At 41.4% G+C, this 22218-nt stretch carries 18 protein-coding genes; 8 read left to right on the top strand and 10 right to left on the bottom strand.

The genetic code is table 11. From position 1 onward, the window contains the following. The first annotated feature begins 84 nt into the window (after positions 1-84). Positions 85-312, top strand: a complete 228-nt coding sequence (locus DEAC_RS15675) for a hypothetical protein (RefSeq protein ID WP_047811019.1) — start codon at positions 85-87, stop codon at positions 310-312. A gap of 246 nt (positions 313-558) precedes the next feature. Here DEAC_RS15675 and yaaA read toward each other — a convergent pair whose 3' ends face one another. The 7 genes from yaaA to DEAC_RS22865 all read right to left on the bottom strand — a co-directional run bounded on the left by yaaA (position 559) and on the right by DEAC_RS22865 (position 7406). Beyond that, positions 559-1314 carry a peroxide stress protein YaaA gene (gene yaaA, locus DEAC_RS15680; protein ID WP_047811020.1) on the bottom strand — a complete coding sequence of 252 codons (756 nt, stop codon included), beginning with the start codon at positions 1312-1314 and terminating at the stop codon, positions 559-561. Between the two features lie 339 nt (positions 1315-1653). Beyond that, a complete protein-coding gene (locus DEAC_RS15685; protein ID WP_047811021.1) occupies positions 1654-3351 on the bottom strand; it encodes a methyl-accepting chemotaxis protein in 1698 nt (565 codons plus the stop codon). Positions 3352-3962: 611 nt separating this feature from the next. Next, entirely contained in the window at positions 3963-4118 is a 156-nt protein-coding gene (locus tag DEAC_RS24810) for a glycine cleavage system protein H (protein WP_083996225.1), read from the bottom strand. Next, entirely contained in the window at positions 4085-4417 is a 333-nt protein-coding gene (locus DEAC_RS23335; RefSeq protein WP_152671421.1) for a lipoyl protein ligase domain-containing protein, read from the bottom strand. The genes DEAC_RS24810 and DEAC_RS23335 overlap by 34 nt, the downstream gene beginning before the upstream one ends. Then, positions 4380-4745 carry an urease accessory protein UreH domain-containing protein gene (locus DEAC_RS24265; protein ID WP_242847176.1) on the bottom strand — a complete coding sequence of 122 codons (366 nt, stop codon included), beginning with the start codon at positions 4743-4745 and terminating at the stop codon, positions 4380-4382. The genes DEAC_RS23335 and DEAC_RS24265 overlap by 38 nt, the downstream gene beginning before the upstream one ends. A gap of 51 nt (positions 4746-4796) precedes the next feature. Then, positions 4797-5093 (bottom strand): HoxN/HupN/NixA family nickel/cobalt transporter, encoded by a 297-nt coding sequence (locus DEAC_RS24270; protein WP_242847177.1) that lies wholly within the window; start codon positions 5091-5093, stop codon positions 4797-4799. A 93-nt stretch (positions 5094-5186) separates the two neighbouring features. Further along, positions 5187-7406, bottom strand: coding sequence for an MASE3 domain-containing protein (locus DEAC_RS22865; protein ID WP_083996215.1), 2220 nt, complete (start codon positions 7404-7406; stop codon positions 5187-5189). Between the two features lie 440 nt (positions 7407-7846). Here DEAC_RS22865 and DEAC_RS15705 point away from each other — a divergent pair, with 440 nt between their 5' ends. Then, the gene (locus tag DEAC_RS15705) at positions 7847-8983 is read left to right on the top strand and encodes a PRK06851 family protein (RefSeq protein WP_047811022.1); all 1137 of its coding nucleotides are present in this window, start codon (positions 7847-7849) and stop codon (positions 8981-8983) included. A gap of 218 nt (positions 8984-9201) precedes the next feature. Here DEAC_RS15705 and DEAC_RS15710 read toward each other — a convergent pair whose 3' ends face one another. From DEAC_RS15710 to DEAC_RS15730, 3 genes are all read right to left on the bottom strand, one after another. Continuing rightward, positions 9202-10254: a metallophosphoesterase family protein gene (locus DEAC_RS15710; RefSeq protein ID WP_053006471.1), complete on the bottom strand. Its 1053-nt coding sequence runs from the start codon at positions 10252-10254 to the stop codon at positions 9202-9204. Between the two features lie 219 nt (positions 10255-10473). Further along, positions 10474-12252, bottom strand: coding sequence for a cell wall-binding repeat-containing protein (locus DEAC_RS22330; RefSeq protein WP_053006472.1), 1779 nt, complete (start codon positions 12250-12252; stop codon positions 10474-10476). 946 nt (positions 12253-13198) lie between these two features. Further along, positions 13199-13720 (bottom strand): HD domain-containing protein, encoded by a 522-nt coding sequence (locus tag DEAC_RS15730; protein WP_242847178.1) that lies wholly within the window; start codon positions 13718-13720, stop codon positions 13199-13201. Positions 13721-13924: 204 nt separating this feature from the next. Here DEAC_RS15730 and DEAC_RS15735 point away from each other — a divergent pair, with 204 nt between their 5' ends. From DEAC_RS15735 to narJ, 6 genes are all read left to right on the top strand, one after another. Beyond that, the gene (locus DEAC_RS15735) at positions 13925-14491 is read left to right on the top strand and encodes an HPP family protein (protein ID WP_053006475.1); all 567 of its coding nucleotides are present in this window, start codon (positions 13925-13927) and stop codon (positions 14489-14491) included. A 51-nt stretch (positions 14492-14542) separates the two neighbouring features. Further along, the gene (locus DEAC_RS15740) at positions 14543-14968 is read left to right on the top strand and encodes a universal stress protein (protein ID WP_047811025.1); all 426 of its coding nucleotides are present in this window, start codon (positions 14543-14545) and stop codon (positions 14966-14968) included. Between the two features lie 209 nt (positions 14969-15177). After that, positions 15178-16362 carry an MFS transporter gene (locus DEAC_RS15745; RefSeq protein ID WP_242847179.1) on the top strand — a complete coding sequence of 395 codons (1185 nt, stop codon included), beginning with the start codon at positions 15178-15180 and terminating at the stop codon, positions 16360-16362. Positions 16363-16522: 160 nt separating this feature from the next. After that, on the top strand, positions 16523-20209 hold the full coding sequence (locus DEAC_RS15750; RefSeq protein ID WP_047811026.1) for a nitrate reductase subunit alpha: 3687 nt from the start codon (positions 16523-16525) through the stop codon (positions 20207-20209). Beyond that, complete coding sequence (gene narH / locus DEAC_RS15755) at positions 20199-21710, top strand: nitrate reductase subunit beta (RefSeq protein WP_047811027.1); 1512 nt, start codon at positions 20199-20201, stop codon at positions 21708-21710. Before DEAC_RS15750 ends, narH begins: the two co-directional genes overlap by 11 nt. Further along, positions 21703-22206: a nitrate reductase molybdenum cofactor assembly chaperone gene (gene narJ / locus DEAC_RS15760; RefSeq protein ID WP_047811028.1), complete on the top strand. Its 504-nt coding sequence runs from the start codon at positions 21703-21705 to the stop codon at positions 22204-22206. Before narH ends, narJ begins: the two co-directional genes overlap by 8 nt. Positions 22207-22218: the final 12 nt, after the last annotated feature.

Raw genomic sequence — 22218 nt, forward strand, 5'->3', positions numbered from 1 at the left:
CTACGTAATATATAATAGAACCACAGGTCAGTGGCGCCGCTGACCTGTGGAGTATACAAAAGATTTAAAAGGGAGCGTAAATTTATGAAAAAAATTATTTTAACGGTCCTAAGTATAGTCATGCTGTCTCAAGTAATAATGGTTCCTGTTGCGTTTGCTAAAACAGGGGGAAACCAAGATCGAATCAGACTCCATGATCAGACAAAGGATCAAATTAGGGATCAGAAGCAGGATGGAAGCTGCCAGGTATCAGCTGATCTATTAAGACTTCAGATCAAAGATCGGCTGCATGACGGAAGCTGCAAATTATAAAGATAGCCGTCATAATCATTAACTAAAACCTCATTCAAATCTATCACTCTAAAAAACAATAGGTTTCGTCCAACGACAAAGTACAAATCCATTTCAAAACGTGAGCAGCACTTATCAAGACACGAGAAGGAGCGAAATAATAACTTCGCTCCTTCTCGTGTCTTGCCTTTATTTTCTTCATCAATATCTATAAATCTAGAAATCTAGGTGTTAAACTATTCCTATTTTTTCACAGTTCGACTACGCCTAATCCGAGCTCCGTTTAATTAAAAATACTATAGTCCTGCTATTCGACAGCTCATCGTTATACACAAAACCAAGTCTATTAAACTCTTTGATTTTATCTAAATCTTCAACAGCATTTTCAGCCATGAAACGCACCATTTCTCCGCGGGCCATTTTCACATATACTCCCTTTTCGATAAGTTTACCGTTGATCAGCTCACCGAATTTGCAGGTAACATAATTAACGTTGGCACTCAAGTATTTATCAACTGTTTTGCTGTACTCAGCCGAAGCAAGATTCAAAATCGTAGTATCGTTCTGGGTTAAGTCCCGGTAAATATCATCTTTCCAATAGTCATAGAGATTTTGACAAAATGTCGTCTTCAACTTGGCCTGCATTTCCAAGCGATAAGGAACAACACCGTCGAAAGGTTTCAATATCCCATAAAATCCGGACAAAATCCGCAGATGACTTTCGATGTAGTCAAAATAGTCGTACTCAAAAACCTGTGGTGCCATGTACTTGTACTGAATACCATCGTAAGCTAAAACGGCTGGGTTTGTATAACCGCACAAGTCCATGTTTTGATAACGGTCATAATTCAGCCTTGCTATCTCATCGTTACAACAAAGCAGCTTTTTAAGGTCCTCGTATGTGAGGCTTCGCAGATATTCTTTCAGCCTTTGGGCTTTTTCGAGAAATACAGGGGCATTGCGGGGCGGAAGAAAATCAGCGTCTATATTCATTTTCTTGGCCGGTGAGATAATAAGTTTCAAGTATTTTCATCCTTTATTACGCTGTGATCTGAATTATTGTGAACTCTTAAGGTTATTCTTCTGAACTCAAGGTAGCGTAGACCGGGAGAATTTATCCCAGCCCAATCAAGCAAAGATACTGCCACGCCTATGTTCATAATTCAGATCATATTTCAGAATAATAATAACAAATAAGCGGTCATGCGAAAAGTATTTATTTTCGGCGAAGGAGGACTCTACCCCACCTGAAGTTAACGAAGGCCCCACCCGCTTATAGAAGTGAGTGGCTATCCCTCAGACCGTCAAACTCACAAAAATATATTCCTCGCCAGCGACCTGAGAGCTCTTGCTTCTGTATTATTAGACGTCAAAAGAACCGACTGTGTTAGCTAACGCGTCAGCATTTCTTCCGAGCTCTCCCATAGATTGATTGATTTTTTCAAGCTCTTCGGATACTCCTACTGCAGCCGAAGAAACTTCTTCTGCTCCCGCCGCACCTTGGCTGATTGTCTGTGTTACGTTATTTATTGCAACAGCTACTGCATTAACCATATTGAATAGTGCCTGAGCTATCATTGCAAATTCATCAGTCATATTTAGCACACTGCTCGCATCGTGTTCGTATTGATTGCCTGTTTCCATCATTTTTTTATAATCCTGCGTAACGACATCATTAATAAATCGAAGGGTATTCTCTGCGCCAACGGAAAGCGCCGTCTGCGCTTGAATCACTTTGTCGACTAGTTCTTCAATCTCCTTTACCGTCTGGGAAGATTGCTCCGCCAATTTTCGAACTTCATCAGCTACTACCGCAAAGCCACGCCCGCTTTCGCCCGCCCTGGCCGCTTCAATAGCTGCGTTTAAGGCAAGCAAATTCGTCTGATCGGCAATAATAGAAATCCCCTTTGTCAGTTCGCCTATCTTCTGAACTACTATGGATTCTTCTATTGCCTTTTCTAGTCCCCTTTTTTCTCTCTCGTATATAGCTTCTGCCTTAGCTTGAGCATCCAGCGCCTCTTTCTTCAAGGCACGCGCGCGTGCCTCAATATTTTGCGCTTCAATATTTCCTCCTCTGGCCTTGTCATTCAACTCTGAAATTGAGTTTTTTAGTTCATCACTGGAGGCCGAGATTTCTTCAGCGGCTGCAGCAATTTCCTGAAATCCACCAGCGATCTGTTCGGTTGAAGCAGCGATTTCTTCAGAACTGCTGGCAACATTATTTACGGCTTCAACTGAACTTGTTACAGCTGTATTGACTTCTTCTGTGGTAGTGATGGATCGAAGAACCATTTCTTTTAAATTTCTTTGCATTGTATTCAGTGCCTCTATCAATGTCCCAACTTCATCTTGAAGTTTAAAATCAATCGGCTCTGCCAATAAATTACCCGCAGCAATTTGTTCCGCAAATCTTGTCGAAGTGATAATCGGTTTCGCTATACCCCGTCCTATTAATATTGCAATTACTATTCCAACAATAACTGCTGCGATTAAAGCGAATAATAACGTGTAAATGAACCCGATCATTTCGGCGTCAATTTTATCACTTTGTGCAAGCAACTCTTTCTCATGTTTTTGCATAATCCCTCTGGCAAGCGAATCAAGTGTATCCATCTTGCTGCCTAAAGCAGCATCCGCAATCATTAATTTATCCTTACTTCCTGTCTTCCAAGCAGGTACAAAAAGATTATGAAACGTATCAACATAGTCTTTTTGTAAGGCTATAATCCGGGCAAATGTATCTCGACTATTTTGAGTAACAAATAAATTTTGAATTTTCTCCTTATCTGTATTAAACTTATCGACTTGCTGGTTAAATGAATCAATATATTTCGTATCATTATAGAACGCGAGATTCATCGAGGCGCTGTCCGCTCCATCCAGATCTGTCCCCATATCTTTAAGTCCTCTTACAACTGTATCACTGATTGTAAAACTATGTACACTGTTCTTAACGGCATTGGCCATATAAAACAAATAGCAGGTTACTCCAATAAATATTAAAAGAACTAAGCCAAATGAAGCCATGATCTTTGTGCCTATTTTTTTGAATTTAAACATAGTATATTTCTCCTCGAAAGTTAATAATTCACTTCTACATCAATCAAGTATAAAAAGTTCCAGTACCGTTACTACTAATTGTTCCTCAAGAAGGATCGCTATCTTAAACTGGACCGCACAGAAGCATTTTGTAAACTCATTACATAAATTCGGCTATCATGATACAAGTTAAGTAACAAACCAATTGATATGTCTAATCACCTCCTGATCAACCTGATCATAAATAAGAAATTTATTGTTTGCTATGTTATTGAATTTTTAAAACGCATTCTTTTCTCACATCTAAGAATAGCGCTACTTGGAAAGGGTCGCTTTAAATAGAGAGTAATCGATCACTCTCTTATTCATTATCCTTCTATTATTCGCTATATTTAGATACTTTCCTTCTTTATTAGACAATATATTTAGTTATTGTCTAATTTCGTATACAATATGATCGTCCTCAATTACGGAAATCTTTATATGGTCAATGAAAATCAGATTGTAAACATCCATAAAAATACCTAGGCCCTGAAGTTAACGAAGGACCACCCCCACTTATAGAAGTGAGGGGCTTAAAACCGGATAAAAAACGAAGCCAGTGCTAAAGTCACTGGCTTCGTTTTTTCCTTTCAGCATAAACATGTGCACACCCGCAGACTGCCAACCCATTTTCCGGATTCAACGGATCCAAGCTTATCTCCTCTGCCAACGGACTCTCCCTCTTGAGGAAGCTCTAAATAAAGAATATCGACTATATTGCTTTGCCCATAATCCGAAAGGCCGATAAGTGCTTCTCCATCCTTGACCTTAAACTGCCAGTCACTTTGAGGATCTTGCTCATGGCGTTATAGTCAAAATTCAAAAGAAGATTGCCCACATAGGCAGTACAATTCCCGATATCACCACAGGCATTTCCAGAACACTTGCGTCCTTTAATGGTAATATCTGCTGGAGGCTTGAGTTTTGCTGGAAGGCCCAAATATTGGCAGGCAGAAATAGCCGGCTGTAAAAATTTTTCGCAATGAAAAAAATCAAAATATGTTAGGTTAAATATGGTTAATTGATTGTAACATAACTGCCGCACCGAGAAACAAGATCAGTAAAGATGATGCCATTGATAAATTATTAATGACCCAACCCTTTTCGAGCCGTTTAAATGAACTGCTGGCTTTTACTACTAATAAGCCTATGGTAACCATTGTAAGAGCACTTCCGATGGAGAAAGCAGCCACAAGGCTTAATCCTAATGGTATTCTATTAGCCGAAACTGCTGCAAGCAGAATAGCCAGGGCGCTGGGGCACGGGACCAGTCCTATGAAAAATCCCGTTAAGAAAAGGTTCCGTAAGGAATTCCCCGTCTTTAATGATATAGGTTCATCATGATTACAATGCTTCTGATGGTGGTGACCCATATAATGATGATGATGGCTGCAACCATTGTCTGAGTCGTTGTTCGGAAATAATCATTTAACGATCATATCTAATCCTATATAGATTACACCAACTCCTGAGAGCAATTGGATCCAATACGTTAGATTTTGCGGCATAATAACTTTTAAAGCGGAGGAAGTGGATATGACTAATAAAACAATAGATAAGGTATGAGCCAGAGCAGAAACTAAACCTATCATTACGGCATCCTTAACCTTCGCCCCGGTTGAAACAAGATAAGCAGTTATTAATCCCTTACCATGTCCCGGTTCTAATGAATGAAGTGCTCCTAAACCTAATACGATTGGAAATGTATAACTTAAATCCATACTATCTCCCCTTGTCCAATTATTCCTGTTCAATAGTATGCAGACTAGCCCTAAAACTTACCAATAACATTAAATCAAAAAATAGCAAATATTCTAAACAGCCTTTTGATTTCCGGCCATTAGCTCAAGTGGTAGCGGAAATGTAATAGTGAATTTTGTTCCTTGTGAGCCAGAATCAATATCTATTTTCGCTTGATGATTTTGGGCTATTTTAAAACATGTTGCTATTCCAAGACCGGTCCCATAATCCTTCGTAGTAAAGAACGGAGTTCCTAGCTTAGCTAAGTCTTCATTCGAGATACCGCATCCCTCATCTTCTACCGTAAGGACAACATGATCCATTTCTGAAATCGTTGTAATCCTCAGACGACCGCGCTCTTTCATCGCCTCGAGTCCATTGCGAGTTAGATTAAGCACCAATTGTGTTATTTCCTTCTTATTAATTAAGATATCTGGGATGGTTCCGGGAACAAATTCGATCTGCTTATTTTGATTAAACGTATCGGCTTCTAGTAGAGGGTACAAGTTGTTTAAGATATCGTTTAGATTTTGAAGCTCAAGTTCCGCTTTTTTCGTTCTGGCAAGTGATAGAAACTCTGAGATTATTGAATTAGCTCGATCGAGTTCTGAAATCATCAATTCAAAAATTGATTTTTGAGAGCTATACTCTGGTTTTACCCCTAATAGCTGCAGATAACCTCGAACTGTCGTCATTGGATTTCTTATTTCATGACCAATTCCGGCAGCCATTTGAGCCACAAGATTTAAACGATCTAAATGAAATATTTCAGCTTGTAATCTTTTTAATTCTGTAATATCCGATGTGGAAAAAATAATGTATTCTTCACCATTAATGTTCACAGATTCCCCTGAAACAAGAATGGAACCTTTAAGCCCATCCTTTTTAGCCATTTTTGTTTCGTAATTTGTAATAAACCCCCTATTCTTGAGGAGATCCAGAAGGTCGTTATATTCTTTTTGGGGAAAGCCCAAGTCTATTAGTGTTTTCCCTATTACTTCTTCAAGCAAGAATCCTCTCTTGCTTAAAAATTGATCATTAACATCTATTAAACTATTGTCTGATTTTCTAACAATCGAGATCATACTTGGGCTGGACTTAAAAACTTTGAGTAAACGTTCTTCAGACATTCTCAGCGATTCTTGCAAACGCTTTTGTTTGGTTATATCGGTAAAAGAACATAAAAAGCACTCTTTGTGATTAAAATTAATCGTTCCAATAGATATTAGAACGGCAATATTTTCCTTAGAATTAAGGACTATTTCTAAATTCTTTGATTCTAATACTCCGTAATTAGTTTCCTGAATAAGTTTAATCACTTTATGCCATTCGTGTTCGGATAATCCTATCTCTAAAAGTGTCTTTCCAATAATGTCTCCGAGAGGAATTTTAAAATAGTTCCTAAAAGATTCATTAACTTCTAAAAACTCATGGGTTGATTTCTCTAAAATCGCAAGTCCTACGGGGGCAAACTGGAATACCTTGTCAAAATTGTGTTTTGATATAATTTCACGAATGAAGGGTATTTTCACATTACTAACGAGGATACTTCTTAACAAAAAGCTATAACCAATAACCTTGAAGACATGTCCAAAAAAGCTATCGATATCATATACATTTTTGTAAAACGTAAAGGTGAATTCACTAAACAACATTAAAAACAAGGCATAAATCAAATATTTGCTTTCTTCTCTATCATTTAAAAACTTAGTTGACCACAAAAAAATGGCTGCTATTATATCCAGGGAACAGATAATGTATTCTGCTACAATTTTTAATCCCGTTACACCGCCGGCTTTATTCAACATCGGCGGCAAAAGATGGCCCAATTTAATGATAATAAAACATACTGTTAGTAAATATGTTAACCCAAAAGTTAAAATTACTTTTTTTCTAGGGCTACGATTTAAAATATATAATACTAATCCTATAGCCTGGGTAGTTCTGGCTATTAACCAAAAATATGTTGCTCTTTCTCCTGTTATCGATAAACCAAAAAACGGCATTCCTTTATACGATAAGGTATGCATCATATCAAAAAGTCCCACTAATAAAAAGAGTATACCAAGAAATAGTCGTCTGTCAGATTTCGTATAGGGATACAAAATAATACATTGAAATGATATGGTAAGCGAAACAACAATGCTGAATGTTTCAAGAATAGTATGCATAGTTAGGTAATAATTCGGCTGAATTACTAAGTAAACCAAACTACTCAGCAATCTGCTTATTATTAAAAGGAATACAGCTGATAAAACTACAAGACTATCTTTGAAAGAGCTACTTAGATGCAAACGATTTCCCTACCTTTCTCGTACTGCTGCTATTTTTATATTTTTTGTATTTTTGTATATATCTGGTTATTGTGACAAAGCCCTTTTATTATAAAATATATCAAATAAAAAAGAACGAAAAACTTGTCAAAATTAAGTTTAGCCAATATAAAGATCAAGGCCGGCAGTGAACTCGTTCAGCTAAAGCTGAACATCGAGACAATCTTGATAACTTCTTAAAATTTAGCTGACAAAAAATCATAAACTTTATTGTATTCTAATTGCAGAGGATTCATAAAGATAGAGATTAAAAAAGACATGAAAAAGACTAAAAGCCGCCCTTGCTGTGGGGCGGCTTTTAACATGTCAGCGAAAGAAATTCTTTTTAGCATTTTACTTCTTTCCTGCATACAATACTTTGACCGAAAGGCTTATGTTTCAGAAAGGAAGCGAGAAGTAACATGCCAAAAAGAGTCGTGAAGAAAATGTTCCCAGGTGCTGTAACGTCAAAAGGTTTTTTCTCCTATTATAATTACATTATCGAGCCAAATGCACTACATATTTTTATAATCAAAGGCGGACCCGGTGTCGGAAAATCAACATTTATGAAAAAAATTGCCGACAATATTTCAAAGCTTGGCTATGACATTGAATATCATTGCTGTTCCTCCGACAACAATTCAATCGATGGCTTAGTAATTCCCGCTCTGGGAGTTGCACTTTTGGACGGAACCGCTCCACATATCGTCGATCCGAAAAATCCTGGGGCAGTCGATGAGATTATCAACTTGGGAGACTATTGGGACGAGAACATAATTCAAAAGGCTAAACCTGAAATTATGCGGTGCAATTACCAGGTTGGGCGCTATTTCCAGGCATCTTACTACGCTTTAATGGAAGCCCAGCTAGCTATGGATGAATGGGAGTTTTATGTCAAAGAGCACCAAAATTGGCATGCGATTAACCAGATGACTCTCAGTGTCGAAAATGATATATTTGGCTCAGGCAACACCGGTCATGGTAAAGAACGTCACCTTTTTGCCTGGGCACATACGCCTCAAGGCAAAACCCAATTTATTGATACTCTATTACAGGATACTTCTGCCCTTTATCTTCTTAAAGGCCAGCCTGGTACTGGAAAATCGACGTTTTTAAAGCGAATTGCCGAAAGAGCAATTACTTATGGTTTAAACGTGGAGTATTACCACAATACTCTTGATCCTGCAAAGCTGGACCTCATTATAATGCCAGATTTACACAAAGCTTTGTGTGTGGTTTCCGAGCCTTACGAATATACACCTCAGTTAAATTGTAAACAAATTACCTTGGATTTTGACCAGAGCGTCGACATGTCAGGACTCAATAATTTCTCCAGCGATATTGAAGATTGTCGCGAACGTGTAAATAAAAATATTCAACGAGCAATTAAAAACTCAAGCCGTGCCAAAGCAACCCATGACCTAATGGAGTCTTACTACATTGCAGCTATGGATTTTTCAGCTATAGAAGGAAAGCGCCAAGAAATTGAAGCACGTATCCAGAATATGCTTGAATTAGGGATTGCTGTGAGTGCATCCCGCAAGGTTTCCCAAATATAAGCCAAAGGCGGTCTCGCTTAACTAGTATAGTGGAGTGAGACCGCCTTTATCCATCTTTTAAGACCTCCACTTCTTGTAAGTGGGGGCGGGGGTCCTCCTTCGCCGCTAAGTATTCCTATTGGGAAAGGCGGCTCGGCAATAATGTCCACTGGACATTATTGTATCTGAAGCCCCGATGTTCAGCTTTAGCGTAAGCGAGTTCACTGACCGAGTTATGATTATTCCTTAGATAAATTGATATTGTATCTTGCCTTGGTAATCCAAGTATTATTTGCAAAATCTCTTCCTTGAATAACTACCTGATCTTGGTAAACTGTCACCTTGAGACCTTCACTTTCATTGGCTGCTTTCACACCGTTATGATCTACTGGCATTTCTACAGAGGAATCATTGACAACGTTAAACGGTCCTTGCATAATATCACGCCCTTGTCCCAAGAGCCAATGGGTGTGACCACTGAATACGATTACTTCCGGAAAGTTACTTAATAACGTTCTGAGTTGATCCTCCTGTAATACATAATTATGTATCGAACGATACCATTTACCCGAAGTCGCAGCGGGAAAGGGTTGATGTAAAAAAACAAAGATTGGCTTATGGGGAACATAGTTTTCTTTAAGCTTTTTCTGAAACCAAGCTATTTGTGTCTTTGATAGATATGTCTTGTCCCTGTATTTTCCTCCGCTCATTGCCGATTTCTCCGAGCCAAGGAAAATAAAATGATACCCGGAAATATATTGGTCATAATATACTTTTGATTGTCCAGTATAACTTAAAAATCTGTTGATTGCTGTATGGTCTGATTCATTATTCGGAAAGGTTTTAGGACTCCAACGTTTGGTTTTCGGATTGACGTAAGCTTGATAAAATTCGTGATTCCCAATCGTATAGAATGTTTTCAGGTTATTGGCCTCTGAAACTAGAAGTTTTCGGAGGGCAGCATAATCGGATGAACTTCCATTTCCTAAATCGCCATTAATAATTAAAGTATGAATATTGAGGTGTTCTTTTATATCACTCAGCATTTTTACGAACTTCAACTTCGCCTTATTATTCTTTGCTTGAACATGAATATCACTAACGACTCCAAACGTCAAAATTGGTTTTTCTTTGGCGGCTAAACCAGAAGCATCGGCTTTGGGAACAACTAGTTTGGGCTTTAAAGAAATCCTTTGGTAACGTATACTTGAGACTTTTAAGAAAAACATTAAGGAACCAAATATTAACAGTACTAATAAACCAGCTTCTAGATTTTTTCGTTTTATGAACACCACTTATCCTCCAGGCTAGATCTATAATAGTTAGTCTGGCTTATTAACTATGTTTTATAACCTGGCAAAGAAATAATGGGATAAAATAGCAGCCATCTCCTTGATTTATAATACAAGGAGATAGCTTGTAAGACGAAAAATCAAGCCTAATTCAATTATAAATGCGGCAAAAGTATGCTTCATAGCTCAATTGAATCAATGGTTATGCTCTTCTATCTATTATAAAACCTTTTGACCTAAGTTTACTTGAGATCTTGGATTACCTTGATTACCCTTCCAACGAATTAAAGTTGTATTATTCATCGTACTTATTACCGATGTTGAGAATGACTGCCCATCCGCCCCTAATATGGAAGGAGCAATCATTAAATATCCACTTTGTGATACCATAGCAACTGGCTCAACATGACCTGCGGAGTACAATGGTTGACCATTTACTGTGGCAGACTGATACGATACAGTACCCATATTTGCCAAAGGGTACAATTGATTATATTCGTTTGAAGGATCTTCGCTAATCCATTCAGCCGATGTTTCAATTCCCTGTATATAGGATGGAGCAAGTGTCACGGAAGGAATTGATTCAGATTGTGTTTTGCCGTTTACTGTAAATGTTAAATCCCAAATTGTGCTTGAATCAGCCGATTGGGAAATATTAGCCTTTATAGTAGAACCAATGGGGACAGTCATCACAATTTGAGCAGGTGCAGGCAACTGCTCCCAAAACACTTCTGCAACAGCTTGCCCATTGATTATTTCTTCCATGGTTCCCATTTGTAAAAGGTCTGATGAGTTTACTCCGCCTAAACCAATCCACTGTGCTGAAGATGCATCTTGTCCACTGCCGGGGATATTAGGCACTGTCCAAGCGCCTGATATACCGGTATACCCGCTGCCGAAATAAGGCGTGTCAATGTATCCCGCCCAATTACCGGAATATTGCGTATCGGCTGGAAGATTTGTTGAAGTCACTGGCGTAACCCCCACTGAAGCAGCTGAAGAGCCAGCTGATATTGCATTTAATGCATGGGCAGAAACTACTGCTGGACCGCCCAAAGCAGTTACCACACTAGTCGAGGTCAGTTTGCTATGGACATAATCTCCGGCTTTAACATTAGTTCCATCTGTTAAAACAATTGGGGCCTTCAGGCCAGCTGCCAAAGGTACGCCTGCTAATCCGTCAACAAGAGTTCGGCCGTTAGCAACAAAGATATTGGCATAATTGATATCAGCATCAAAACCTTGAAGCACTGAAAGATTAGTGTCATAGGCATCATAACCAGCATAACGAACAGAGTTGGCGGAGAATTGAGCCATTTCGGCGTTACTAATAACCGCAGTTCCACCGATTATATAATAATTTTTCACCCTGCTAATTCCCGTTAAATAGGTTCTAATACTGCTTGGCAGAGAAGCTTGATTATCTGTATAAAGAATTGGCATCTTTTTTGCTCCTGCAATGGAAGCTGCAGATATGGCATCAGCGCCTGAACCACCAGTTAAGACAACTCCATTGATCGAAGTTGATTTGGCCATTTCTTTGGCAATATTGACAGACGTTTCCGATGCATCGTATCCGCCTAAAGGTACAACCGAAATATTCAATGCTTTAAGCGCATCTAAAACAGGTTGTTGGATAACTGCAATTCCACTCGTCACATAAACCTTTGTAACATGTAGTTTTGTCAACTCATTGGCTGCAATAGGGGTTAAAGTATTTCCCTGTGTTAAAATAATAGGGATATTTAAAGCTGAAGCTAAAGATCCGGCGGAAAGAGCGTCTACTAAGGTTGGCCCGGTCATACCTGCCGCTAATACAGCAGCACTCGAACCTGAAGTCCCCCACCCTTGATCGGCTATTTGGGCCGCAGTGTCATATTGGGTGGCCCCAGAAATTCTAGTTGGAAAAGCCGTGTCAGCTAATACTGTCTGCGGAAGCATATTAAAAGCAATTATTATCAAAGTAAAAAAGGTAACTAACTTTGTTAACTTTTTCATTTTCAAATCCTCTCTTTTAATTTCCGTTTATATTAATTCAAATAAGGAATTCATTATAAAACAATAGTTTGAAATTTTCATTAAGAATTTATGGTAAAACAGTAAAAATAAATTGAAAGTTATTGGTCCTTCAAATTTCGAAAAACATAAAAGCACCTGAATCAAACATAAAATTCAAGGTGCAAAATCTAACATCGCTTGGAGCTTTGTTCGTCTTGTAAAGAATAATGAATTATGCACGCTTTGAGCCGACCATAATAATATGGCCGGCTATTCTGAGACATTGATATTCTTATTGTTGTGATCTCCATCAGAGTAAGATTATTCTAGAAGATTACACCCAGGGCGATTAAAATAAGAATTGCAATTGCAATAATTCCTGCTCCAATACAGCTTCCGCCATAACCACCGTAGCCATATCCACCATAACCGTACATTTGTTGTTCCCCCTTTTAAATTTTCTTAAAAGACAATACCTAGAGCAATTAATAATAAGATAATCACTACAACGATCCCGATACCAGCACCCCAACCAACACCTGTTCCACAACCTGCTGCTCCAAACGCCATTTAATTTTCCTCCTATCAAACAAAATCAAAGTTACTAATAAGATAGATGTTAATAATCAAGTTTTGGTGATTTACCACCAAAATCCTCCCCAAAACGGACGGAATCCAAAGCCAAACCCCCAACCCCATGGTCCAAAACCGAACATTTTATCACCTCCAATTATCACATTACCATAATATGGTACTCATACTTGTCTCGTGCAGGCAGTCCCTCGTTCAGTTAAAGCTGAACATAGAGGCTTCGATAGTCATTTTGCAACGGCCGCCTAACAATTGGATAAAAAAGCTTCCTTACAGGTTGTGATCTTGCTCTAAACCCGTAAGGAAGCTTTTTTTATCATTCATTGCTGAAGACCCTTGTAAGCCATTGAATCCCCTAATGAACTCCGTACATACATTCCAAAATTACTATTCCGGCTTTTGTTTTAAAGTATTTCTCTTTTAAGAGCTTAATTGCTTGTTCACTCAAACTGTCTTCAAAAATGTTTACCAGCAGATCCGCCTCTATCAATATTTGGAAATCAATGCCATCTACATTGCTATATGTATGATGATTTCCAATAAGATAACAAATCCTGTCAACAATTTCACTTTCCAGTTGGAAATCTGACAAGAGTTCACGAGCTATAGGGGGACCTTCAATCTCTTGGTGTGTTCCCGATGATGAATTGTATTTTCGCTCACTCTCCTTTATCCCAATATCATGTAATATTGCAGCCACTTCCAAAAGCTGAAGCTGGTTATCACTAATCGTCTCACTTTCTCCGATAGCCTTGGCAAAGGTATGTACTTTCATAGCGTGATTAATTCGTTTAACATCATTGCCAAAATACCTGATCATTTTAAAAAGCGTATCTTTAACCAGAGCATTTGTATTCATATGAACATTTCCTTTCATCACTGAAATTCGTTGATCCAGTTTTTAAGACCCCCACTTCGATAAGTGGGGATGGGCCCTTCGTTAACTTCACTCGCTTTACTAATTTAAATGATAACCTAAATTGGCATGTGAGATTGTGATCTAAGTCACTACAAAACGTTATGTTTTAAGTTATTCTATAAATCAAATATAGAACAGGAGGTTTGGTTATCATTGTTTCCAATTGAGCAAGAAAATGATTCAACAGCTGCCTATGAACATAAGGTCCACCCCATTCTAAATTACTTTTTAAAAATGAGAGGATACCCCAGAACCGCACCCTTACAATCGCCCCCGCCCTTTGACATTTTTATTTCCTGGATGGGAACTTTTTTGGGAATTGGAGTAGTAGCTATCTTGTCTATGGTCTATAACATGCCCATGTTAGTGGCCTCCTTTGGTGCTTCCGCAGTTTTACTTTATGGAGTACCTGATGCTCCTCTCTCTCAACCGCGCAACGTCTTTTTCGGGCACATTCTATCGGCTGCAATCGGTGTTATGACTTATCAATTTTTTGGTTTAACTTGGTGGTCTGCAGCCTTAGGGACTGCCATTGCTCTTGGCGTAATGCTCATTACCAAAACCACGCACCCGCCTGGTGGGGCAACTGCCCTCGTGGCAATTTTAAATAAAGCCACGCCTCAATACATACTGACTCCAGTTGCGGCCGGAGTAATCATTCTAATAGCAATCGCAATCATAACTAACAATCTTTCACCAAATCGCAGTTATCCTCGATATTGGGTATAAGTTAAATCTTAAAGTGAAAGGATTCATTAGTTCAATTGAGGAGGGGTTTCAATGTTTAAAAAAATTTTAATGCCTACAGATGCCTCGGAAAATTCCAACAGAGCGTTTGCCATAGCCGTAGGTATGGCACGCCAATTCAATTCGGAAATTGAACTTTTTCATGTAACATTTACACCAGAAGCTTTAGGATATGTTCTCTCAAAAGGAGTCCCGGTACCTCAAGAACAGATCAATATTAGCGGAGAGCAAGCATTACTTCGCACCCTTAACAGCACAACTTGTGAACATGTTTTGGTGCAAAAAAAACAAGTACCTGGTCACCCTGCAACAGCAATTCTTGAAGAGATAAAAAAAGAACATATAGACCTTGTGGTGATGGGAAGCCGGGGTTATGGTCCCATAAGCGGCTCCCTTATGGGCAGTGTTAGCCAACGGGTTCTCCATGGGGCGGCTTGCCCCGTTCTCATTGTTAAATAATGCTCATTGTAGATCATTATATCATCGCAAATCCCCTACTACTGAAACATTAGAAAGAAGAGATAGCAGATGAGCGTAAAAGAAATAAGCACCAGACTTCAACTAAAGAGCAATCCCCTGGGCGGACTATCGATGGCAACCTTTGGCTTTTTATAGGCTTCGCAGCGGTATCGCTCTTCGGACCGGTTACTAAAAACTTCAATCAACTCATGCACATGCCGGGATTGCTTCTCGGATTATTAATCGCGGCTCCCAATCTAACAGGTTCCTTATTAAGAATTCCCTTTGGAGCTTGGGTCGATAAAGTTGGCGGTAAAAAACCCTTTATTATCTTATTAATCTTATCTCTTCTAGGAATGGCCGGGTTGACTACTATTCTTGTCCTCTACTACCCTCAAGGAATCACACTGAAAATGTATCCTGTTATCTTCTTCTTTGGCCTCTTAAGCGGCAGCGGTATCGCCACTTTTTCGGTGGGCGTTCCGCAGACATCGTATTGGTTTCCTCAGAAAAAACAAGGAATGGCTCTCGGAGCCTATGGCGGGTTAGGAAATACTGCCCCGGGACTATTCGGAATTATTCTTCCTTTTGCTTTAGTAGGTTTGGGTTTAACCGGTTCCTATGCTGCCTGGTTCATTTTTCTCTTAATCGGAACTGTCATTTATGCCATATTTGCTCATGACGCCTACTATTTTCAATTACTCAAGCAAGGGAAAACGCCTGAGGAAGCCAAAAAAACCGCTCAGGAACTTGGACAAGAGCTTTTCCCGTCCGGTCAAGTCAAAGAAGCTCTCAAGATCTCAGCCCGAAATCCCCGGACTTGGTTGTTAGTGATCCTCTACTTCACTTCTTTTGGCGGCTTTTTAGCCTTAACCGGATGGTTTCCTACCTATTGGAACCAATACTTTGGGATTAATGTAACTGAAGCCGGGTTATTAATGGCCCTGGGATTTTCAATACTGGCCTCATTTATCCGAGTTTATGGCGGTCACCTCAGTGATAAATTCGGCGGCGAGTCCACAGCAATTGTCAGTTATTTAATCGTATTAATCGGTGCCCTTATTCTTATCGTTACGAGTCAATTTTGGTTCGCCCTCCTGGGAGAAATCATTATTGGTATTGGTATGGGCACAGCCAATGCCGCCGTCTTTAAACTCGTACCTAAATATGTATCCAATGCCCCAGGCGGAGCAAGTGGCTGGGTTGGAGGCTTAGGTGCTTTCGGAGGATTTGTAGTCCCTCCCCTATTGGGAATTTTCACGGACCTATATGGCAAAAAAGGTTATGCTCTAGGTTTCTGGGTTTATGTAGTCCTGGCTGTTATCGCCATTCTAGTCTCCTTCTTGTTAAAAACCTGGTCTAAAGAGAACTTAGCTGGTACTCGAAGACACTAACATCGCATGAATTCAACAGACATGAAAGGCATCTTCTCCCACAGAAGTGAGCGAATTCTCCGGAAAGGCAGTTCAGCTCTCAAAACTTCGTGGGGAAGCGAAGCCGCAGGTTTACCTCAGGTATTACCCGAACTATACCACTGTCGGAAGGAGAACATCAATGAAGAAGAAATTGTCTCCTCTTGGGAAAAAACTGCGATTTTTTCAACCCAAAGAGACCTATTCCAATGATTGGAGTGAACTAAGCTCACAGGATCGAGAATGGGAAGCCCTCTATCGGCGGCGCTGGCAGCATGATAAAGAGGTACGTACAACTCATGGGGTTAACTGTACAGGCTCCTGCAGCTGGAAGGTTTTTGTGAAAAACGGAATCATCACCTGGGAAAATCAATGTACGGATTATCCCGCAACCAGCCCCGACATGCCGGACTATGAGCCGCGGGGCTGCCCGCGGGGTGCTTCTTTTTCCTGGTACTCCTACAGCCCTTTAAGAGTTAAGTACCCTTATATTCGAGGAATATTGCTTAAATTATGGCGCGAGGCGCTGAACAAAACCGGTGATCCTGTCTTGGCCTGGAAAAGCATCGTCGAAGATCCGGAAAAAGCCAAAGCCTATAAATCGGCTCGGGGAAAAGGCGGTCTGGTACGAGCTTCCTGGGAAGAAGCTTGCACGATCATCGCTGCCATGATGATTTATACGATTCAAACTTACGGGCCTGACCGGCTGGCCGGGTTCACCCCCATTCCGGCTATGTCTATGGTCAGTTATGCCGGAGGATCACGTTTTTTATCTTTAATTGGAGCACCCATGCTCAGTTTTTATGACTGGTACGCTGACCTGCCGCCGGCGTCTCCACAAGTTTGGGGGGATCAGACGGATGTTCCGGAAAGCGGTGATTGGTATAACGCCGGTTATATTATCATGTGGGGATCCAACGTTCCCTTAACGCGCACACCGGATGCTCATTTCATGACAGAAGTCCGTTATAAGGGAACGAAGGTCGTCAGCGTCAGTCCCGACTATGCGGAATCGGTTCGTTTTGCTGATCATTGGCTGGCGGTAAATCCCGGAACTGACGGCGCCTTGGCTCAAGCCATGACTCATGTGATTTTGAAAGAATTCTATATAGAAAATGCCAGCGATTATTTTCTAGACTATGCTAAAAAATTCACGGATTTACCCTATCTGCTTCTCTTGGAAAAGAAAGACGACACGTTTGTTGCAGACCGTTTTCTGCGAGCCTCAGATCTTGGTATGCCTCTGAACAAGGCTGAGTGGAAAACTGTTGTTTTGGATCAAACAACTCAACAATTCGTCATCCCCAAAGGAAGTATTGGACACCGCTGGGAAAATGAAGGTACCTGGAACCTGAAACCGGAAGACGAAGCGGGACATGCCTATCAACCGACCCTGTCTCTGCTGGGTGTGGAAGATCTGGTTGTTTCTCTTGATCTGCCCTATTTCGATGATCATCAAAATTCCCTTATCCGACGTTCCGTACCGGTCAAACAAATTGAACAACAGGGCAAAACGCTTTATGTAACCACAGTTTACGATGTCATGCTGGCCAACTACGGAATCAACCGCGGCTTGCCGGGAGATTATCCTCTCGATTACCAGGACCTAAAGCCATATACGCCTGGCTGGCAGGAACAATTTACCGGAATCAAAGGCGATTTGGTAATTCAAATTGCCCGGGAGTTTGCCCAAAATGCCGTCGATACTCAAGGACGGTCTATGATCATCATGGGCGCAGGCATTAACCATTGGTATAATTCCGATACCACTTACCGGGCCATCTTGAATCTCATTCTTCTGACCGGTACTCAAGGCGTCAACGGCGGCGGTTGGGCTCACTATGTCGGTCAAGAGAAAGTTCGTCCGCTGGAAGGCTGGCAGACCGTGGCTTTTGCCAGAGACTGGACTCTGCCGCCGCGTTTTCAGAATGGCACGTCCTATTACTATTTCGCGACAGATCAATGGCGTTATGAAGAATTACCTCTGCAAGAGCTGACGTCGGCAACTATAAAGCAGCCTCGTTATCAGCATCCAGCAGATTATAATGCCCTGGCCGTACGATTAGGCTGGCTGCCCTGCTATCCTCAATTCAATCGCAGCTCTCTTCAATTAGCTGATGAGGCCAAAGATCAAGGCGCTGTCACCAATGAAGAGGTCCTGCAATACGTAGTCAACGAGCTGAAAAGCGGCAAAATGGAATTCGCCGTTGAAGACCCGGATAATCCTGTCAATTACCCGCGAGGATTGTTTGTTTGGAGGGCCAATCTTATTTCCAGTTCGGGAAAAGGTCACGATTATTTTTTAAAACATTTCTTAGGAACCTCCCATGGCATCCTGGGAAATGATCAGCAGGCCCTTAAAACCGAAGAAGTGAGATGGCGTGATCAAGCCCCTGAGGGTAAATTAGATCTACTGGTCGATCTGGAATTCCGAATGTCCGGAACAGCTCTTTATTCAGATATTGTTCTGCCGGCAGCGACTTGGTATGAGAAATGCGATTTGAGCAGTACTGATATGCATCCCTTTGTTCATCCTTTCAACCCTGCCATTAACCCTCCCTGGGAAACTAAGACGGACTGGGATATTTTCAAAGGGTTAGCTCAGAGGTTTTCCGAGCTTGCAGCAACCTATCTGCCGAGCAGCAAAAAAGATATTGTAGCTTCTCCTCTTCTTCACGATTCTCCTGATGAAATCGCCCAGCCCTTCGGTAAGGTGAGAGATTGGAAGAAAGGCGAGATTGAAGCCATACCCGGCCAGACCATGCCAAAATTCCTGATTGTGGAAAGGGATTACCCGCAAATCTATGACAAGTTTATTTCTCTCGGACCTTTGGCCGAGAAAAATCCCCTGGGAGCCCATGGTTTATCCTATTCCCCACAGGGCATGTATGAAGAGCTCAAGAAAATCAATGGAACTATCCAGAGAGATGGGGTCGCTTCCGGACGGCCTAGTCTGGAATTTGACCGTCAGACTGTTGAAACCATTCTGGCACTGTCCAGTGCTACTAACGGAACTTTAGCCTTGCGCGCTTGGCAGGCTGAAGAAGCAAAAACAGGTCTTTCCCTGCAGGACATTGTCTCGGACCGTGCCGGAGAGCGTTTTAACCTGGCAAGCATCACGGCTCAGCCGAAGGAAGTCATCTCTTCCCCCATTTTCAGCGGCAACACCCAGGGGAAACGCAGGTATTCTCCCTTTACTACGAATATTGAGCGCTTGGTGCCGTTCCGAACGCTGACAGGACGCCAGCACTTCTATACCGACCATGAAATCATGCTGGAATTTGGCGAAGGATTGCCTATCTTTAAACCGGCACTGCCCAATCTGGCCTTCGCTGCTCATGAGCAAGCTCCCGATGTCTCTGCTAAAACGTTGCAATTACGTTATTTGACCCCCCATGGAAAATGGAATATCCATAGTATGTACGGCGATTCTCTCATCATGCAAACTCTGTTTCGCGGAGGCCCAACAGTTTGGCTCAATAACGAAGATGCCGACACCATTGACGTCAAGGACAACGACTGGATCGAATTATATAACCGCAACGGCGTCGTGGTGGCCCGGGCTGTCGTTAGTCACCGCATTCCTCGTGGGACAACGTATATGTACCATGCTCAGGATAAGACCTTAAACACACCTGGTTCACCCCTCAGTCACGAACGCGGCGGAACGCATAACAGTCCGACGCGGATTCATCTGAAACCGACCCATGTCATCGGCGGTTACGCCCAGTTTAGTTATGGTTTCAACTATTACGGCCCCACTGGCAATCAACGGGATCTGAAAGTCGTTATTCGTAAACTTGAGGAGGTGTCCTGGCTTGAAGATTAAAGCGCAAATTGCCATGGTCATCAATTTGGATAAATGTATCGGCTGCCATACTTGCAGTGTAACCTGCAAAAATACCTGGACCAATCGTCCAGGAACTGAGTACACCTGGTTCAATAATGTGGAAACTAAGCCGGGCATTGGTTACCCGCGTGAATGGGAAAATCAAGATAAGTACCGGGGCGGCTGGGTCAGGAAAAATAACGGCAGCTTAGAGTTGAAGGCCGGAAATAAGCTTACGAAACTCTTAAACATTTTTCATAACCCCGATCTTCCGGTTTTAGATGATTATTATGAACCTTGGACTTATAACTATGAGAATTTAACCAATAGCCCCAGCCGAAAACACCAGCCCATTGCCCGGCCTCAATCGTTAATTACCGGCGAAACCATGGAATTAACCTGGGGACCAAACTGGGAAGATGATCTGGCCGGTGCCCAAATTACAGGTAAAAAGGACGTTAACCTCAAAACACTTCAAGAAAAGATCCGCTTTACCTTTGAAGAAACCTTTATGCTGCATTTGCCGCGTCTCTGTGAGCATTGTCTAAATCCGGCCTGTGTTGCCTCCTGCCCCTCCGGCGCAATTTACAAACGGGACGAAGACGGAATCGTTCTCGTAGATCAAGAAGCCTGTCGAGGCTGGCGCTTCTGCATGTCCGGCTGCCCATACAAAAAGGTGTACTTTAACTGGAAAACCCAAAAAGCCGAAAAATGCACCCTTTGTTTTCCACGCTTAGAAGCCGGACTGCCTACCGTATGTTCCGAAACTTGCTCAGGACGGGTACGTTATGTCGGAGTGCTTCTTTATGATGCCGACCGTATCCAAGAGACCGCTTCCTCAGATGAGTCAGACCTCTACAAAAATCATTTGAGTTTGTTTTTAGACCCCAGGGATCCCAAGGTCATTACTCAAGCTCAAAAGGACGGCATCAGTGACGATTGGCTGGCGGCTGCCCAAAAATCACCGATCTATCAATTAGCGATTGAGCATGGCGTAGCCTTACCCCTCCATCCCGAATATCGTACTTTGCCCATGGTCTGGTATATTCCTCCTTTAAGTCCCATTATGCGGGCTTTTGAAGGAAATAGTGCGCAGGATATTTTTCCAGCCATTGACCAAATGCGCATCCCCCTCGATTATTTAGCCAATTTACTGACCGCCGGAAACCGTGAAGCAATCAGCTTGGTGCTTAAAAAAATGACGGCCTTGCGTCAATATATGCGTAACCTTCATGTCAATAAGGAACGAGAGCTGCAAATTCCGGCCGAATTAGGGATAACAGAAAGCGGAATGCAATCTCTTTATCATTTATTAGCCATCGCCAAATACTCAGACCGTTTTGTGATTCCTACGGCACATAGAGAACAATTTGCCGATCTCTATGCTGAACAAGGAACAACCGGATATTCCTTTGCCCAAGACTGCTCAACCTGCAGTGCAGGTAAAGATTCTGCCCTTAGCAGCGACTTCTTCTCATTTAGAGGTACCTCTAATGAATAACAATCAGCTGAATAGCAGCCAACGTCTATTTCAAATCCTCTCGCTTCTCTTCAGTTATCCGGAAGAATGGTTAGACTTTGATATCTTAAGCGAAACCTCTGCTCTGGAAAACAAAGAAGCCGCTCTTTTTCTTCAGGAGTTTATGGGAATCATGGAGCAGAAAGAACGACAGACAATTATAGATGACTATATAAACCTCTTTGACTTCCATGAAAAGGTCAATCTTTATCTTACGTCTGCCCTCGATGAGCGGCAACGCGGACAAGTTATGGCTGATCTAAAAGGATTCTATGCCGGCGCCGGATTGTTAATGACCGATAAGGAGCTTCCTGATTACCTTCCCCTTGTTTTAGAGTATTGCTCCTTGTCCCCGAAAGAATCGCAAAATCTTCTGGCTCGATTTAGACCTGCTCTAGAACGTTTAAAACAAAGCTTAGATGAAGCCAATTGTCCCTATGTCTGCTTATTGAAGGCTCTATTTCTAACTATGGATTAAAGCAAGGAGGTG

The sequence above is a fragment of the Desulfosporosinus acididurans genome (assembly GCF_001029285.1).
Lineage (GTDB): Bacteria > Bacillota > Desulfitobacteriia > Desulfitobacteriales > Desulfitobacteriaceae > Desulfosporosinus > Desulfosporosinus acididurans.

Coding starts and splice junctions, on each gene's coding strand:
- DEAC_RS15675 (WP_047811019.1), top strand. CDS start 85: ATGAAAAAAATTATTTTAACGGTCCTAAGTATAGTCATGCTGTCTCAA.
- DEAC_RS15685 (WP_047811021.1), bottom strand. CDS start 3,351: ATGTTTAAATTCAAAAAAATAGGCACAAAGATCATGGCTTCATTTGGC.
- DEAC_RS24265 (WP_242847176.1), bottom strand. CDS start 4,745: ATGGGTCACCACCATCAGAAGCATTGTAATCATGATGAACCTATATCA.
- DEAC_RS24270 (WP_242847177.1), bottom strand. CDS start 5,093: ATGGATTTAAGTTATACATTTCCAATCGTATTAGGTTTAGGAGCACTT.
- DEAC_RS15705 (WP_047811022.1), top strand. CDS start 7,847: ATGCCAAAAAGAGTCGTGAAGAAAATGTTCCCAGGTGCTGTAACGTCA.
- DEAC_RS22330 (WP_053006472.1), bottom strand. CDS start 12,252: ATGAAAAAGTTAACAAAGTTAGTTACCTTTTTTACTTTGATAATAATT.
- DEAC_RS15730 (WP_242847178.1), bottom strand. CDS start 13,720: ATGAAAGGAAATGTTCATATGAATACAAATGCTCTGGTTAAAGATACG.
- DEAC_RS15740 (WP_047811025.1), top strand. CDS start 14,543: ATGTTTAAAAAAATTTTAATGCCTACAGATGCCTCGGAAAATTCCAAC.
- DEAC_RS15745 (WP_242847179.1), top strand. CDS start 15,178: ATGCACATGCCGGGATTGCTTCTCGGATTATTAATCGCGGCTCCCAAT.
- DEAC_RS15750 (WP_047811026.1), top strand. CDS start 16,523: ATGAAGAAGAAATTGTCTCCTCTTGGGAAAAAACTGCGATTTTTTCAA.
- narJ (WP_047811028.1), top strand. CDS start 21,703: ATGAATAACAATCAGCTGAATAGCAGCCAACGTCTATTTCAAATCCTC.